This window comes from Pseudomonas sp. WS 5503 (assembly GCF_012985385.1).
Classification (GTDB): domain Bacteria; phylum Pseudomonadota; class Gammaproteobacteria; order Pseudomonadales; family Pseudomonadaceae; genus Aquipseudomonas; species Aquipseudomonas paracarnis.
In genome coordinates this window covers 70,389-85,261 of record NZ_JAAQWI010000013.1, presented here as the reverse complement: position 1 = coordinate 85,261, position 14,873 = coordinate 70,389, and the positions used below count along the sequence as shown (strand labels likewise).

15 protein-coding genes are annotated in these 14,873 nt (G+C 61.4%); 13 read left to right on the top strand and 2 right to left on the bottom strand.

Annotated features, from left to right (window positions below; translation table 11 throughout):
* Positions 1–101: 101 nt before the first annotated feature.
* Positions 102–2,195: a TonB-dependent siderophore receptor gene (locus HBO10_RS27555; RefSeq protein ID WP_034128065.1), complete on the top strand. Its 2,094-nt coding sequence runs from the start codon at positions 102–104 to the stop codon at positions 2,193–2,195.
* A gap of 504 nt (positions 2,196–2,699) precedes the next feature.
* Here the strand turns inward: HBO10_RS27555 and hemH are convergent.
* Entirely contained in the window at positions 2,700–3,725 is a 1,026-nt protein-coding gene (gene hemH / locus HBO10_RS27550; protein ID WP_034128066.1) for a ferrochelatase, read from the bottom strand.
* A gap of 14 nt (positions 3,726–3,739) precedes the next feature.
* A complete protein-coding gene (locus tag HBO10_RS27545; RefSeq protein WP_034128067.1) occupies positions 3,740–4,639 on the bottom strand; it encodes a TIGR01777 family oxidoreductase in 900 nt (299 codons plus the stop codon).
* A gap of 212 nt (positions 4,640–4,851) precedes the next feature.
* On the opposite strand from HBO10_RS27545, the gene HBO10_RS27540 reads away from it, so the two are divergent.
* The 12 genes from HBO10_RS27540 (at position 4,852) to HBO10_RS27485 (ending at position 14,841) form a co-directional block, all read left to right on the top strand.
* Complete coding sequence (locus HBO10_RS27540) at positions 4,852–5,838, top strand: FAD-dependent oxidoreductase (protein ID WP_034128068.1); 987 nt, start codon at positions 4,852–4,854, stop codon at positions 5,836–5,838.
* Positions 5,835–6,050: a TIGR02450 family Trp-rich protein gene (locus HBO10_RS27535; protein WP_014716848.1), complete on the top strand. Its 216-nt coding sequence runs from the start codon at positions 5,835–5,837 to the stop codon at positions 6,048–6,050. The genes HBO10_RS27540 and HBO10_RS27535 overlap by 4 nt, the downstream gene beginning before the upstream one ends.
* A gap of 112 nt (positions 6,051–6,162) precedes the next feature.
* On the top strand, positions 6,163–7,122 hold the full coding sequence (locus tag HBO10_RS27530; protein ID WP_034128069.1) for a DUF523 and DUF1722 domain-containing protein: 960 nt from the start codon (positions 6,163–6,165) through the stop codon (positions 7,120–7,122).
* Positions 7,123–7,125: 3 nt separating this feature from the next.
* The gene (locus HBO10_RS27525; protein ID WP_034128070.1) at positions 7,126–8,055 is read left to right on the top strand and encodes a MerR family transcriptional regulator; all 930 of its coding nucleotides are present in this window, start codon (positions 7,126–7,128) and stop codon (positions 8,053–8,055) included.
* Positions 8,056–9,498 (top strand): deoxyribodipyrimidine photo-lyase, encoded by a 1,443-nt coding sequence (gene phrB, locus HBO10_RS27520; RefSeq protein WP_034128071.1) that lies wholly within the window; start codon positions 8,056–8,058, stop codon positions 9,496–9,498.
* On the top strand, positions 9,491–9,913 hold the full coding sequence (locus HBO10_RS27515) for a nuclear transport factor 2 family protein (protein ID WP_034128072.1): 423 nt from the start codon (positions 9,491–9,493) through the stop codon (positions 9,911–9,913). The genes phrB and HBO10_RS27515 overlap by 8 nt, the downstream gene beginning before the upstream one ends.
* On the top strand, positions 9,910–10,692 hold the full coding sequence (locus HBO10_RS27510) for an SDR family NAD(P)-dependent oxidoreductase (protein WP_034128073.1): 783 nt from the start codon (positions 9,910–9,912) through the stop codon (positions 10,690–10,692). The genes HBO10_RS27515 and HBO10_RS27510 overlap by 4 nt, the downstream gene beginning before the upstream one ends.
* A complete protein-coding gene (locus HBO10_RS27505) occupies positions 10,689–11,936 on the top strand; it encodes an FAD-dependent oxidoreductase (RefSeq protein ID WP_034128074.1) in 1,248 nt (415 codons plus the stop codon). The genes HBO10_RS27510 and HBO10_RS27505 overlap by 4 nt, the downstream gene beginning before the upstream one ends.
* Positions 11,933–12,742, top strand: coding sequence for a DUF1365 domain-containing protein (locus tag HBO10_RS27500; RefSeq protein WP_034128075.1), 810 nt, complete (start codon positions 11,933–11,935; stop codon positions 12,740–12,742). Before HBO10_RS27505 ends, HBO10_RS27500 begins: the two co-directional genes overlap by 4 nt.
* Positions 12,729–14,000, top strand: coding sequence for a cyclopropane-fatty-acyl-phospholipid synthase family protein (locus tag HBO10_RS27495; protein WP_054896866.1), 1,272 nt, complete (start codon positions 12,729–12,731; stop codon positions 13,998–14,000). The genes HBO10_RS27500 and HBO10_RS27495 overlap by 14 nt, the downstream gene beginning before the upstream one ends.
* Entirely contained in the window at positions 13,993–14,484 is a 492-nt protein-coding gene (locus HBO10_RS27490) for a DUF2878 domain-containing protein (RefSeq protein ID WP_034128077.1), read from the top strand. Before HBO10_RS27495 ends, HBO10_RS27490 begins: the two co-directional genes overlap by 8 nt.
* A 54-nt stretch (positions 14,485–14,538) precedes the next feature.
* A complete protein-coding gene (locus HBO10_RS27485; RefSeq protein ID WP_003188364.1) occupies positions 14,539–14,841 on the top strand; it encodes a YkgJ family cysteine cluster protein in 303 nt (100 codons plus the stop codon).
* Positions 14,842–14,873: the final 32 nt, after the last annotated feature.

The window sequence follows — 14,873 nt, the reverse complement described above, 5'->3', positions numbered from 1 at the left end:
CTAGCGCCCGTTCGCGGGCGCTGGTAAGGCTACATTTCTTAGCGATTCATTCTCATTAGGCATGTTATATTGTTTCAATATCGCTATTGGAACGCTCTATCATGCCGTCTCGAAAGTTTGTGCCCTTGGCCGGCCTGGCCCTGGGTTTGCTGCTCGACCCTGCCTACGCCGAAGAAAACACCTTGGAACTGGACACCATCAGCGTCACTTCCGACGCCTATGAATCCGCCACCGGCCCGGTCGACGGCTACCGCGCCACCCGCTCTGCCAGTGCGACCAAGACCGACACGGCCTTGCGCGACATCCCGCAATCGATCAGCGTGATTCCTGCCACGGTACTCAAAGACCTGGGCAGTACCAGCGTTGAACGCGCCCTGGAATTCGCCGGCGGTGTGTCCAAGCAAAACAACTTCGGCGGCCTGACCCTCTACGAATACAGCGTGCGCGGCTTCACCACGTCCGAGTTCTACCAGGATGGTTTCAGCGCCAACCGTGGTTACCCCAGCACCCCGGACGCAGCGAATATCGAGCGCATCGAAGTGCTCAAGGGCCCCGCCGCCAGCCTGTATGGGCGTGGCGATCCCGGCGGCACGGTGAATATCGTCACCAAGAAACCCCAGCCCGAGGCCTTCACCACGCTGCAGACCAGCGCCGGCAGTTGGGACCGTTACCGCACCGCGCTGGATGTGAATACGCCGCTGGACAGCGAGGGGCGCATGCTGACGCGAGTGAACCTGGCCGTTGAAGACAACCACAGCTTTCGCGATCACGTGGACGCCAAGCGTGTGTTTGTCGCGCCCTCCTTCAGTTGGCAACTGGACCCGGACACCACCCTGCTGGTGGAAAGTGAGTTCGTGCGCCACAGCTCCACCTTCGACCGAGGCATCGTCGCCAATACCGGCATGTCCCATTCCACCTTCCTCGGCGAGCCCAACGACGGCAATATCCGCAACCACAACAACCGCATTCAGGCGGCGTTGGAACACCACCTCAACGACGCCTGGAAACTGCGCCTGGCCAGCCATTACAAGCAAGGCAGCCTGTGGGGCGATGCTTCGGAAAGCCGAGCGTTGAACGCAGACGGCCACAGCGTCAATCGCCGCTACCGTGAACGCTCCACCGGTTGGCATGACAGCATCACCCAGCTAGAACTGCGCGGGGTGTTCGATATCGGCAGTTGGCAACATGAACTGTTGATCGGTACCGAGTACGAGGATTACCGCAAGAAAGAGCGCGTGACGGCGATCGCAGGCGACTATCCCATCGACATCTACAAGCCGGTGTACGGCCAGCCCAAACCCAACGGCAAACGCTCCGGTACCGACTTCTTCGAACAGACCAAAAGCCACGCACTCAACCTGCAAGACCAGATCATCTTCACCGACCGCCTGCGCGGTATGATCGGTGCGCGCTTCGAACACTTCGAACAAAGCACCGACGACTTCACCCGCAACCACGCCAAGGGCCGCCAAACCCACGACGCCTTCACTCAGCGCGCCGGCCTGCTCTACCAGCTCACGCCAGAAATCGGCGTGTTTGCCAACGCCTCCACGTCGTTCAAGCCCAATAGCGGCCTGGATGCCGCTGGCAAGTCCTTCAAGCCCGAAGAAGGCGTGGGTTATGAGGTGGGGGTCAAGAGCGAGCTGTTTGACGACCGCCTCAGCGCTACCCTGGCGGCCTTTCATATCGAAAAGGAAAACGTGCTGACCCTGGACCCGGCGACCAACCTCAACCGCGCCATGGGCAAGGCCCGCAGCCAGGGGTTCGACCTGCAAGTAACCGGGCAAGTGACCGACGCAGTCCGCGTGATCGGCGCCTTGGCCTACATCGACGCTGAAGTGACCAAGGGCGACAAAACCATTCCTACGGGCAGCCGCATTCTGGGCGTGGCCAAGCGCAGTGGCAGTGTGTTGGGCGTGTATGAGTTCCAGGAAGGCGCGTTGCGTGGCTCAGACCTGGGCGCAGCGTTCACCTATGTAGGTGACCGCTCAGGCGAAGCCGGCACAGGCTTCGAACTGCCCGCCTACCACACCGTAGATTTGCTGGCCCATTACAAGGCCACGCAGAATGTGACGGTGGGGCTGAACCTTAACAACCTATTCAATGAAAAGTACTACGAGCGGTCCTACAGCAACTATTGGGTCAACCCCGGCGAGCCGCGCAACTTCACGGTTAGCCTGACCCTTAATCTGTAAATACAGTCAAATTGTGAGAGCTGGCTTGCCTGCGATAGCCATAGGTAACCACGATGCGAAGCGAGCCGCTCTTGATCTTGATCTGCTTTTGATCTCAGGCGCCCCGTCAAACCACGCTGGCCGAACGCAGGCTTGAATTCGTGGGTAACCCGGCAGGACGCCGGGTTAGCCGCCCCGCGCCATGGATGGCGCGTGGCGGCGGCCCACGGATTCAAGCCTGCGTTCGGGCACACCGAGCCTAGGCGAGGTGCCGAGTGGTGGGGCGAGGACCTTTTGGTTACTTTTGGGTCCTTCCAAAAGTGACCCGCTGTCAGAGCGGAACCCTAGGTGGCCGTTACCGCAGCAATGGATATGTACACAATCCAACTGTGTTGACTGCCAGGCCGCCTTCGCGAGCAAGCCCGCACACAGGTTGATCGCGGGGGGTCAGGTAGAGAAGCGTCGGTTGGCAGGCCGCCATCGCAGGCAAGCCAGCTCCCACAATTGGATCACCGCAGGGCTCGATTACAAGGCAACCGGCGCTCGTTCGCACAGGGTATTAAGCGCTGCCGCCCACTGCGGCTCGTCATTCAAGCAAGGCACCAACACCAACTCCTCGCCCCCCGCTTCACGAAATTGCTCGCGACCGCGATCGCCAATTTCCTCCAACGTCTCAATACAGTCGGCGACGAACGCCGGGCACATCACCAGCAGCTTCTTCACGCCTTGCTGGGCCAATGCCTCAAGGCGCGCCTCGGTGTAGGGTTCGATCCATTTGGCCCGGCCCAGGCGGGACTGGAACGCCACCGACCATTTGCCCTCCGGCAAACCCAGCCGCTCGGCCACATCCCGCGCCACGCTGAAGCACTGCGCGCGGTAACAGGTGGCCAGCACTTCAGGGGATGCGTTCTTGCAGCAGTCGGCATCCTTGAAGCAGTGCTGGCCCGTGGGGTCGAGCTTGGTCAGATGACGCTCAGGCAAGCCATGGAAACTGAGCAGCAAGTGATCGTAATCCTGCTCCACATAAGAGCGCACACTCGCCGCCAGCGCATCGAGGTACTCAGGCTGATCGTAGAACGGTTGCAGGATCGAAAACTGCACATTCAGTTGCTTGTCGCGCACCACTCGCTTGGCTTCCTCTATCACCGTGGTGACGGTGCTGTCGGCAAACTGCGGGTACAACGGCGCCAGTGTGATTTTTTGAATACCCTGGGCGGCCAGGCGTGTCAGGACCGTTTCCAGGGACGGCTCGCCATAACGCATCGCCAGTTCCACCGGGCCCTGGGTCCACTGCGCGGTCATCTGCTGCTGCAGGCGGCGGCTCAGCACCACCAACGGCGAACCCTCATCCCACCAGATCGACGCATAGGCATGGGCCGATTGCTCGGGGCGCTTGATCAGGATCAGCGATACCAGCAAGCGCCGCACCGGCCACGGCAAGTCGATCACATAAGGGTCCATCAGGAACTGATTGAGGTAGCTGCGCACATCGGCCACTGAAGTGGACTTTGGCGAACCCAGGTTGACCAGTAACAACGCGTGATCGGTCATGCAACATCCTATCTTTAGAGGCGGCTGGACAAGTCGTCCAGAGCCGCACGCAACTCAGTGAACTGGAAAGTGAAACCTGCGGCCTGCAGCCGTTCAGGCAAAGCCTTTTGCCCGCCCAGCAACAAGCCGGACAACTCACCCAGACCAACCTTCAACGCAAATGCCGGCATCGGCATGAACGCCGGGCGGTGCAGCACCTGGCCCAGGGCCTTGGCAAATTCGCGGTTGCGCACCGGGTGCGGCGCGCAGGCATTATAAGGACCGTTGGCGTCTTGCTTGTGCAGAAGAAAATCAATCAGGGCGATTTGATCCTTGATATGCACCCAGGGCATCCACTGCCGTCCATTGCCAATCGGCCCGCCCAGCGCCAGTTTGAACGGCAGCAGCAGGCGCGACAAAAAGCCGCCCTCGGCAGACAGCACCAACCCCGTACGCACCAGCACCACGCGAATGCCCAAGGCTTCGGCACGCTGGGCGGTTTCCTCCCAGGCGATACACAACTGGCTGGGGAAGTCATCCAGCACCGGGCCGCTGGCTTCGGTCAGTTCGCGCTCGCCGCCGTCGCCGTACCAACCCACCGCAGAGCCGGAGATCAGCACCGCCGGTTTTTGTTCCAGGCTTTCCATCCAGGCCAGCAAGGTTTCGGTGAGGTGAATGCGACTGTTCCACAGCAATGCCTTGCGCTTATGGGTCCAAGGCCGGTCCGCGATAGGCGCGCCTGCCAGGTTGACCACCGCGTCCACCGTGCCAATCACCTCTTGTAGGCGAGCCACTCCGAGCACCTGCGCACCGCACACCCGGGCGACCGTTTCCGGTTGCCGGCTCCACACCGTCAGGCGGTGGCCTTGCGCGAGCCAGTGCTTGCAGAGTTGACGGCCGATCAAGCCGGTACCGCCGGTCAGCAAAATATGCATGGGACTCTCCTCATGTAACGTTCGCCGCCGCTCACTGGTCTATTTTATAAGCAGGGATCAATTTGATAATTGAGCGTGACGGGGGTTCAAGCCTTAGCTTAACCATAGGTCACGCCACACAATCAGGCACGCCAAAACTTATACCAAAAAACAATATTGTACAGCTATTGGTGTCGGCGTAGTCTGTACCCAACGGTAAAACGAGGCCTCCCATGACTGTTCCCATCGCGATCATTGGTACCGGCATCGCCGGTCTCTCCGCCGCCCGAGCGTTACAAGACGCTGGGCATGCAGTGCATCTCTTCGATAAAAGCCGCGGCAGCGGTGGCCGCATGTCCAGCAAGCGCAGCGACGCCGGCGCGCTGGATATGGGCGCGCAATACTTCACCGCTCGCGACCGGCGCTTCGTCAACGAAGTGCAGCGCTGGCAAAGCAACGGCTGGGCTGAGCAGTGGAAGCCCCAGTTGTATAACTTCAAGTCCGGGCAATTGACGCCCTCCCCCGATGAGCAGATCCGCTGGGTGGGCACGCCGCGCATGAGCGCCATCACTCGCGCCCTGCTCGACGACTTGCCGGTGGAGTTCGGTTGCCGCATCACCGAAGTCTTCCAGGGCACGCAGCACTGGAACCTGCTCGACGCGGACGGCGGCAATCACGGCCCTTTCAGTCACGTGATCATTGCCACGCCGGCGCCCCAAGCCACCGCCCTGCTGGCCGCCGCGCCCAAGCTGGCGAGCGCCGCCGCCGGGGTGAAAATGGACCCGACCTGGGCCATCGCCCTGGCGTTCGACAAGCCCCTGGATACGCCGATGGAGGGCTGCTTCGTGCAAGACAGCCCCCTCGACTGGCTGGCGCGCAACCGCAGCAAGCCCGGGCGCGACACCACCCTCGACACCTGGGTGCTGCACGCCACCAGCGCCTGGAGCAAGGCCCACCTGGACCTGCCCAAGGAAGCGGTGATCGAACACCTGCACGGCGCCTTTGCCGAATTGCTGCACAGCGCCATGCCCGCGCCGTCGTTCAGCCTGGCGCACCGTTGGCTCTACGCGCGCCCATCGAGCAGCCATGAATTCGGCGTGCTGGCCGACGCCGACCTGGGCCTGTTCGTCTGTGGTGACTGGTGCCTCTCCGGCCGGGTGGAAGGTGCCTGGTTGAGTGGCCAGGAAGCGGCGCGACGCTTGATCGAGCACTTGCAATGAACCGCATCAACCCCGCCAAACTGCTGCTGTCAAAATGGACGGCAGCTCATCCCCGCCACAAGGAAAAACACTTCCTGGTCACCGAATTGTTCCGTGACGACGAGGGCACGGTGCTGGACATCGAACTGCAGGCCATCCTTACTCGGCGCGCCGAACGCCTGCCCTGGCAGACCCTGAAAAACGCTGAGGACTGGAAAATCGGCTGGAAATAAAGCGGCGGCACAAACCTGTACAAAATATTTGACTTGTACAACATCGAGCCTATGATGAGATTTAGTTGTACAAGATTTGTAGCTTGTACAGAATTCTTGCAGAGGTTTGCTTATGTCCAGCCGTGTGAAACCGAAGATCGCCATCAGCGCCTGCCTTCTGGGTGAGAACGTGCGCTTCAATGGCGGTCATAAACAGTCCCTGCTATGCAGCCAGACCCTCAGTGACTATTTCGATTTCGTCCCGTTGTGCCCTGAAGTTGCCATCGGCCTGGGCATTCCTCGGCAAGCGATCCGCCTGGTCGGGGACCCCAACCAACCGCAGGCCGTGGGCAGCGTAAACCCTGCGCTCAATGTCACTCAGCCATTGGACGATTACGGCCAGCAAATGGCCCGGGAACATACCGACCTGTGCGGCTACATCTTCATGCAAAAGTCACCGTCCTGCGGCCTGGAGCGGGTCAAGGTGTACCGCGACAACGGCACGCCCGTCGACGGTGGCGGGCGCGGCATTTACGCCCAGGCGTTTTGTGCTCGACACCCCAACCTGCCGGTGGAGGAAGACGGTCGCCTGAACGACCCGGTGCTGCGGGAAAACTTCCTCACCCGCGTATTCGTGTACGCCAGTTGGCAGCAACTGTTGGCCGACGGCCTTACCCGTCACCGCTTGCTGACGTTTCACTCGCGCTACAAGTACCTGCTGATGGCCCACAGCCCGGCGCATTACAAAAGCCTGGGCCACTTGCTCGGCAGCATGGGCAAGGGCATTGACCTGCAAGCTTTGGCCGACGGTTATTTCAGCGAACTGATGGCGGGCCTGAAAAAATGCGCGACTCGCGGTACCCATACCAATGTGCTGCAACACATCAGTGGCTATCTCAAGCAAGCCATCAGTGCCGATGACAAACAGGAAATGCAGACCGTCATCGGCCAATACCGCCACGGCATCGTGCCACTGGTGGTGCCGCTGACCCTGCTCAAGCACCACTTTCGCCAACACCCGGACCGCTACATCGCGCAGCAGGCCTACCTGCAACCGCACCCGGAAAACCTCAGCCTGCGTAATGCGATCTAACCCATGAAACCTGCCCTGCTCGACGAACCCGGCGAAGACCTCGCCCTGGCCCTGGAAAACGGCTGGCTGCCGATCCGCGAGGTGGCGCGCCAGACCGGCGTGAATGCGGTGACGCTGCGCGCGTGGGAGCGCCGCTACGGCCTCATCGTGCCCCAGCGCACGCCCAAAGGGCATCGGTTGTTCAGCGCCGAACATGTGCAACGCATCCAGGCCATCCTCACCTGGCTCAATCGCGGCGTGCCGGTCAGCCAGGTCAAAGGGCTGATCGACTCCGCCCAAGGTAGCCCGGAGCCGATGGAAAACGAGTGGCAGAGCCTGCGCCAGCATTTGGTGAGTGCCATCAGTGAACTGGCCGAGCGCCGGGTCGATGACGCCTTCAACCAGGCCATGGCGCTCTACCCGCCACGCACCTTGTGCGAGCAACTGATGCTGCCGCTGCTCAACGAGCTGGAACAACGCTGGCAGGGCCAGTTCGGCGCGCAGATGGAGCGGGTGTTCTTCCTCTCCTGGCTGCGCAGCAAGTTTGGCGCACGGATCTATCACAACAATCGTCAACTCCACGGCGCGCCCCTGTTGCTGGTCAATCATTCCGACCTGCCCCTGGAACCGCACCTGTGGCTCAGCGCCTGGCTGGCCAGCAGTGCCGATTGCCCGGTGGAAGTATTCGATTGGCCACTGCCTGTCGGCGAACTGGCCCTGGCGGTGGAACACCTGCAACCCCGTGCGGTGCTGCTGTACTCAAGCAAGGCGTTGCAAGTGTCGGCACTCAGCAAACTGCTGGGCGGCATCCATTGCCCAACGGTGATTGCCGGACCAACGGTGTGCATCCACCACGCCGAGTTGGGCGTATTAACCCAGGACATCCCAGAGTTGTTCGTGGCCGAGGACCTGTTGGCGGCCCATCAATTATTGATCCAGCGTGGAATTGTCTAAATGCATCTGATCTGGCTGCGCACCGACTTGCGCCTGCACGACAACACTGCCCTGGCGGCCGCGTGCCAGCGCGGCCCCGTCGCGGCTGTTTACCTGATCACGCCCGAGCAATGGCAGGCGCATGATGACGCGCCGTGCAAAGTCGATTTCTGGCTGCGCAACTTGCAGCACCTGAGCCAGGCACTGGGCAACCTCAACATTCCGCTGTTAATCCGCCACGCCGCGACCTGGGACCAGGCGCCGACGGTACTGAGCCAACTGTGCCGCGAGCTGTCGGTGGAGTCGGTACACGTCAACGAGGAATATGGCGTTCACGAGAGCCGCCGCGACCGCGCCGTGGCCCAGGCCCTGGAAGCTGACGGCGTGACCTTCCACAGCTACCTGGACCAACTGTTTTTCCAGCCGGGTAGTGTGCTGACCAAGACCGGCACCTACTTCCAGGTGTTCAGCCAGTTCCGCAAGGTCTGCTACAGCCGCCTGCACAGCGCCCTGCCCCGCGTGGTGCCGACGCCAAAGGCCCAGGCCGAGCATGGCGTGAAAAGCGACCCTGTGCCAACGGCAGTCGAAGGGTTCCCGACACCCAGCGAAACCTTGCGTGCCCTCTGGCCCGCTGGCGAAGACGAAGCGCGCCGTCGCCTTGATGCCTTCGCCGATCAGCAGATCAGCTATTACAAGGACGAACGCGACTTCCCGGCCAAGCCCGGCACCAGTCAGCTTTCTGCCTACCTGGCCGCCGGAGTGGTTTCGCCGCGCCAGTGCTTGCACGCCGCGCTGCAAACCAATCAGGGCGAGTTCGAAAGCGGCGACATCGGCGCCATCACCTGGATCAACGAGCTGCTGTGGCGCGAGTTCTACAAGCACATCCTGGTCGGCTACCCACGGGTTTCCCGCCACCGCGCGTTTCGCCCGGAAACCGAAGCGCTGGCCTGGCGCAAGGCGCCCGAAGACCTGGCCGCCTGGCAACAGGCGCGCACCGGCTTGCCGATCATCGACGCGGCCATGCGCCAACTGCTGGAAACCGGCTGGATGCACAACCGCCTGCGCATGGTGGTGGCGATGTTCCTGACGAAGAACCTGCTGATCGACTGGCGCGAGGGCGAGCGCTTCTTTATGCGCCACCTGATCGACGGTGATCTGGCGGCCAACAACGGCGGCTGGCAATGGAGTTCGTCCACCGGCACCGACTCGGCGCCGTATTTCCGGATATTCAGCCCGCTGAGCCAATCGGAAAAATTCGACGGTGACGGCGTGTTCATCAAACGCTGGCTCCCGGAACTGGCCGCGCTGAATAAAAAACAAGTGCACAACCCCGAAGCGGCTGGGGGCCTGTTCGGCGTGGCGGATTACCCGCGTGCCATCGTCGATTTGAAACAGTCTCGCGAGCGCGCCTTGGCCGCATTTCGCCGGCTGCCTTCGCGTCAGGAGATGGCCGAACATGAGTGACTTCCTGCACCAGTTTGCCCACACCTTCGCCACGCTGGACAAGCACAACCTGCACCTGCTCGGCCGCCTGTACAGCGAGGACATCGCCTTCACCGATCCCCTGCATGAAGTCCAGGGCCTGCCAGCGTTGCGGCGTTACTTTGCCGACTTGTACAGCAACGTCAGCGAGCTGCATTTTGACTTCCACGGTTTCGATACCGTGGCCGAAGGCGAGGGCTACCTGCGCTGGACTATGCGTTTTCGTCACCCACGCCTGGCCGGTGGGCAGGTGATCGAGGTGCCAGGCTGTTCTCATTTGATGTGGCACGACAAGGTTTACCGCCATCGCGACTATTTCGATGCCGGCGCCCTGCTCTATGAACATGTCCCCCTACTGGGTCGCGTTATTCGTTGGCTGAAAAGGAGAATGGGATGAGCCTTACACCGCCCCGTCGTTATTGGCTGACCGGCGCCAGCAGTGGTATCGGTGCGGCGCTGGCCGTGGAGTTGCTCGAGAGCGGCGCCCACGTGGCCCTGAGTTCCCGCACCCAAGGCCCGCTGGATGCCCTCGCCCTTCGATATCCAGGCCAGGTTCTGGTGGTGGCCGGCGACCTGACCAACAGCCAGACCGTGCGCGAGATCGGTGAGCGTATCAGCGAGGTCTGGGGTTCGCTGGACACGGTGATCCTCAACGCTGGCACCTGTGAATACGTCGACGCCCGGCAATTTGATGCCTCAATCATCGAGCACGTTGTGCGCACCAACCTGCTGGCCAGCAGTTATTGCATCGAGGCCGCGCTACCACTGTTGCGCGCAGGGCGTACCCCGCACATGGTGGGCGTGGCCAGTGCCGTGACCTACCTGCCCATGCCCCGCGCCGAAGCCTACGGCGCGTCCAAGGCCGGCCTGCGTTACTTGTTCGAATCCCTGCGTATCGGCCTGTCGCCGGAAAACATCGATGTCACGGTGATCAGCCCAGGCTTCGTCGACACGCCGCTGACCGAGCGCAATGATTTCCCGATGCCCCTGAGCTGGCCGGCCGACAAAGCCGCGAAACACATTTTCGCCAAGCTGGAAAAACGCCCGCTGGAAATCGCCTTTCCGGCCCTGTTCATTGCCACCTTGTGGCCGCTGTCGAAGCTCCCCAACCGCGCGCAACTGATCATCGGCAAACGCATGCTGCGCAGCCCGCCACCGAAGAAGGACGACCTGTGAAGATCGCCATTATCGGCAGCGGCATCGCCGGGCTGACCAGCGCCTACCTGCTCAGCCGTCGCCACGACATTACGCTGTTCGAGGCCAATGACTGCATTGGCGGGCATACACACACGGCCAACGTGACGGTCGACGGCAAAAGCTATGCGGTGGACACGGGCTTCATCGTGTTCAACGACTGGACCTACCCGAACTTCATCCGTCTGCTGGAGCAGATCGGGGTCAGGTTCAAACCCACCGAGATGAGTTTTTCGGTGTGCGACCAAAGCACAGGCTTTGAGTACAACGGCAACAACCTCAACAGCCTGTTTGCCCAGCGCCGCAATATTTTGTCGCCGGGGTTCTGGGGCATGTTGCGCGATATCCTGCGCTTCAATCGCCAGGCGCCCCTGGACTTGCAAGAGCAGCGCATCAGCGCCGACATGACCCTGGGCGATTACCTCACCGCTGGCGGCTATGGCCCCAGGTTTATCCGGCATTACATCGTGCCGATGGGCGCGGCCATCTGGTCGATGTCCCTGGCCGATATGCTCAAGTTTCCGCTGCAGTTTTTTGTGCGCTTCTTCAAGAATCACGGCTTGCTCTCGGTGAGCAACCGCCCGCAATGGTGTGTGATCGAGGGCGGCTCCAGCTGTTATATCGAGCCGCTGACCCGCAGCTTTCGCGAACAGATACGGCTCAACTGCCCTGTGCATAAGGTGCAACGCAGCGACGAAGGTGTAGTTATCCACAGCCCGGCCGGCAGCGAAACCTTCGACCGCGTGGTATTCGCCTGCCACAGCGATCAGGCCCTGGCCTTGCTCGATGACCCCAGCCAGGCCGAACAGCAGATTCTCGGTGCCTTGCCCTACGCCGACAACGACGTGGTGCTGCACACCGACACACGCCTGCTGCCCGACCGCAAGCTGGCATGGGCCAGCTGGAACTATCGGCTGACGGGCAACGTGCAACAACAGGCCGCCGTCACCTATGACATGAACATCCTGCAAGGCATCGACAGCGCCACTACTTTTTGCGTCAGCCTCAACCAGACGCCGATGATCAACCCACTGAAGATCCTGGCGCGCTACACCTACGCCCATCCGCAATACAGCCTGGCCGCAGTCGCCGCACAGGCACGCTGGGAAGAATTGAACGGCGTGCGCAATACCTTTTACTGCGGAGCCTACTGGGCCAACGGCTTTCACGAAGACGGCGTGGTCAGTGCCCTGCGCGTGGCCCAAGCCTTTGGGGAAACCCTGTGAACAGCGCCTTGTACAGCGGCTGGATCGCCCATCGCCGGTTTACGCCCAAGGCCCACGCCTTTCGCTACCGCATCGGCCTGTTGTACCTGGACCTCAGCGAAGAGGATGAAGTACTGGGGCTCTCGCCGCTGGCCGGCACGGGTCGCCTGGCCCCCTTCGGCTTTCGCCAACAGGATTACCTGCGTGAATTCACACGCCACGGCATGAGCCTGAGCGATGCCGTGCGCCAGGAAGTCGGCAAGGCCCTGGGGCATACGCCCCAGGGCGCTATCTGCCTGCTGACCCAGGCCCGCAGTTGGGGCCTGGCTTTTAACCCGGTGAGCTTCTTCTACTGCTTCGAGGCTGACGGGCAACTGGCCGCGATCCTGTGTGAAGTGACCAACACCCCATGGCGCGAGCGCTATCACTACGTGCTGCCCGCCCAGGCACTGGGCGCCGATGAGCACCAGCATTTCGCCGTGGCCAAGGCCTTCCATGTGTCGCCGTTTTTGCCTCGCGAGCTGGAATACCGCATGAGTTTCAGCCAGCCCGCCGCCAGGCTCGGCGTGCATATGGCCGATTGGCAGGGCACGCAAAAAGTCTTCGACGCCACCTTGAGCCTGGAAAAACAGGCACTGAACCGCGCCAGCCTGCATCGCTATTTGTGGCGCTTTCCCTGGATGACCGCCAAGACCGGCCTTGCAATCTACTGGCAAGCCTTGCGCCTGCTGCTCAAACGAACTCCGATTTTTTCCCACCAGGCCGCCGATGGCGCCTCTCGCACCGCAGTCGGGTATACCAAGGATCGCCACCATGAAATCCCCTAGCTTATCGGTCAAGGCTAACCGCCTGAACGTCAACGGCATGACCGCTGCGCTATTGCGCAAAGGCGTGTTGCGCCAGCTCAGCCAATTGCGCCATGGCCAGTTGGTCATCATCGAGGATGGCGAGCGGCAAGTCTTCGGCGCACGGGAAGCGCACCTGCTGGGCGAGATCCAGATTCTCGACGCGGCGGTATGGGGGCTGGTGGCGGCCAATGGCTCGATCGGCGCCGGCGAAGCGTTTATCCATGGTTACTGGACCAGCCCCGACCTCACCGCCGTCGTGCGGGTGATGGTCAGCAACCTGGAGGTGCTCGACGCCATGGAAGGTGGCCTGGCACGCCTGGCGCGGCCGTTCACTCAGGGCCTGCACTGGCTCAACCGCAACACACGCAAAGGCTCGCAAAAAAACATCGCCGCCCATTACGACTTGGGCAACGACCTGTTCGAAGAATTTCTCGACCCCACCATGATGTACTCGGCCGCGCAATTCCTGACCCCCGATGACACCCTGGAACAGGCACAACTGAACAAATTAGCGCGCATCTGCCAGAAACTGGCGCTCAAGCCCAGCGACCATCTGCTGGAAATCGGTACCGGCTGGGGCAGCATGGCGTTGTATGCGGCGCAGCATTACGGTTGTCGGGTCACCACCACGACCCTGTCCAAGGAACAGTTCGCCTACACCGCGCAGCGTATCCAGGCCGCGGGCCTGCAAGATCGTGTGACCGTGCTGCTGAGCGATTACCGCGACCTCACCGGTGAGTACGACAAGCTGGTGTCGATCGAAATGATTGAAGCGGTGGGCCATCGTTTCCTGCCCACCTATTTCAAACAATGTGCCCAGTTGCTCAAGCCCGACGGCCTGATGCTGCTGCAAGCCATCACTATTCGTGAACAACGCTTTGAGCAGGCCAAACGCAGCGTCGACTTTATCCAGCGCTACATCTTCCCTGGTGGCGCGCTGCCCTGTGTACAAAACATGCTGCAGATCGTCAGCCGTGACACCGACATGAACCTGCTGCACATGGAAGACTTCGGCCTGCACTACGCCCGCACCCTGCGCCTGTGGCATGAAAACTTTCGCCGCGCCCATGGCCGTCTTGCGGAACTCGGTTATGACGAATACTTCCTGCGCCTGTGGGAGTTTTACCTGTGCTACTGCGAAGGTGGCTTTATGGAGCGCACCATCGGCACCGCGCAGTTGCTGCTGGCCAAACCGGCGGCCATCAATCCGCCGCTGCTCGGGCGTTTCAGTGCTTAAATCCCTGGCCAACGCCGTGCTGTTTCAGTGCGGCTGGTTTGCCTGCGTACTCGGCGGCGATAGTCGTTGGTTGCTGATCGGCGTCGCGGTACTGGGCGCACACTTGCTGTGGATAAGTTCTTGGGCAAGAGAGGGGCAAGTGATTCTGGCCGTGACGGTGCTGGGAACACTGGTCGATACGGCACTGCGTGGGCTCGGCGTGTTTGAGTTCAATACGCCGGGGGCACTGATTCCGCTGTGGCTGATACTGTTATGGGCCTTGCTGGCCACCACCTTGCGCCATTGCCTGGCCTGGAGCGCACGGCCCTGGTGGCTCGCCAGCCTGCTAGGCGCGGTGGGCGGGCCGTTGTCTTATTACGCCGGCAGTCAATTGGCAGGCGTGAGTTTTGCGTACGGCACCGCCCCAACACTGATCGGCCTGGCGCTGTTATGGGCCATGCTCTTTCCGCTGTTACACAGGGTTGCGCAGAGGCTGGAACACTGACGCCCGTCCGAGCATTCATACGCATCTGACGCACTTGCCTTACACTGCGCGCCTATGACCAACATCCCTCACATTCAAATCACCGAACCCGTCACGTGCTCGACGTGCGCGGCTTGTTGCTGCCAGCTGGAAGTCATGCTGATCACCGACACCGGCGTGCCACAACGCTTTATCGATACCGACGATTGGGGGGGTGAGGTGATGCTGCGCCTGGACGACGGCTGGTGCGCAGCGCTGGACCGCGACACGATGATGTGCACGATCTATGAGCTTCGGCCGTTGATTTGCCGGGAGTTCGAGATGGGTGCGCCGGAATGCCTTGAAGAGCGTGAAGGCATTACCACGGCCTACCGCTGATTCTGTAGGAGCGAGCTTGCTCGCGAAAAACC

Excerpts from the sequence above, each read along its gene's own strand:
- HBO10_RS27555 (WP_034128065.1), top strand. The coding sequence starts at position 102 with ATGCCGTCTCGAAAGTTTGTGCCCTTGGCCGGCCTGGCCCTGGGTTTG.
- hemH (WP_034128066.1), bottom strand. The coding sequence starts at position 3,725 with ATGACCGATCACGCGTTGTTACTGGTCAACCTGGGTTCGCCAAAGTCC.
- HBO10_RS27545 (WP_034128067.1), bottom strand. The coding sequence starts at position 4,639 with ATGCATATTTTGCTGACCGGCGGTACCGGCTTGATCGGCCGTCAACTC.
- HBO10_RS27540 (WP_034128068.1), top strand. The coding sequence starts at position 4,852 with ATGACTGTTCCCATCGCGATCATTGGTACCGGCATCGCCGGTCTCTCC.
- HBO10_RS27535 (WP_014716848.1), top strand. The coding sequence starts at position 5,835 with ATGAACCGCATCAACCCCGCCAAACTGCTGCTGTCAAAATGGACGGCA.
- HBO10_RS27530 (WP_034128069.1), top strand. The coding sequence starts at position 6,163 with ATGTCCAGCCGTGTGAAACCGAAGATCGCCATCAGCGCCTGCCTTCTG.
- HBO10_RS27525 (WP_034128070.1), top strand. The coding sequence starts at position 7,126 with ATGAAACCTGCCCTGCTCGACGAACCCGGCGAAGACCTCGCCCTGGCC.
- phrB (WP_034128071.1), top strand. The coding sequence starts at position 8,056 with ATGCATCTGATCTGGCTGCGCACCGACTTGCGCCTGCACGACAACACT.
- HBO10_RS27515 (WP_034128072.1), top strand. The coding sequence starts at position 9,491 with ATGAGTGACTTCCTGCACCAGTTTGCCCACACCTTCGCCACGCTGGAC.
- HBO10_RS27510 (WP_034128073.1), top strand. The coding sequence starts at position 9,910 with ATGAGCCTTACACCGCCCCGTCGTTATTGGCTGACCGGCGCCAGCAGT.
- HBO10_RS27495 (WP_054896866.1), top strand. The coding sequence starts at position 12,729 with ATGAAATCCCCTAGCTTATCGGTCAAGGCTAACCGCCTGAACGTCAAC.
- HBO10_RS27485 (WP_003188364.1), top strand. The coding sequence starts at position 14,539 with ATGACCAACATCCCTCACATTCAAATCACCGAACCCGTCACGTGCTCG.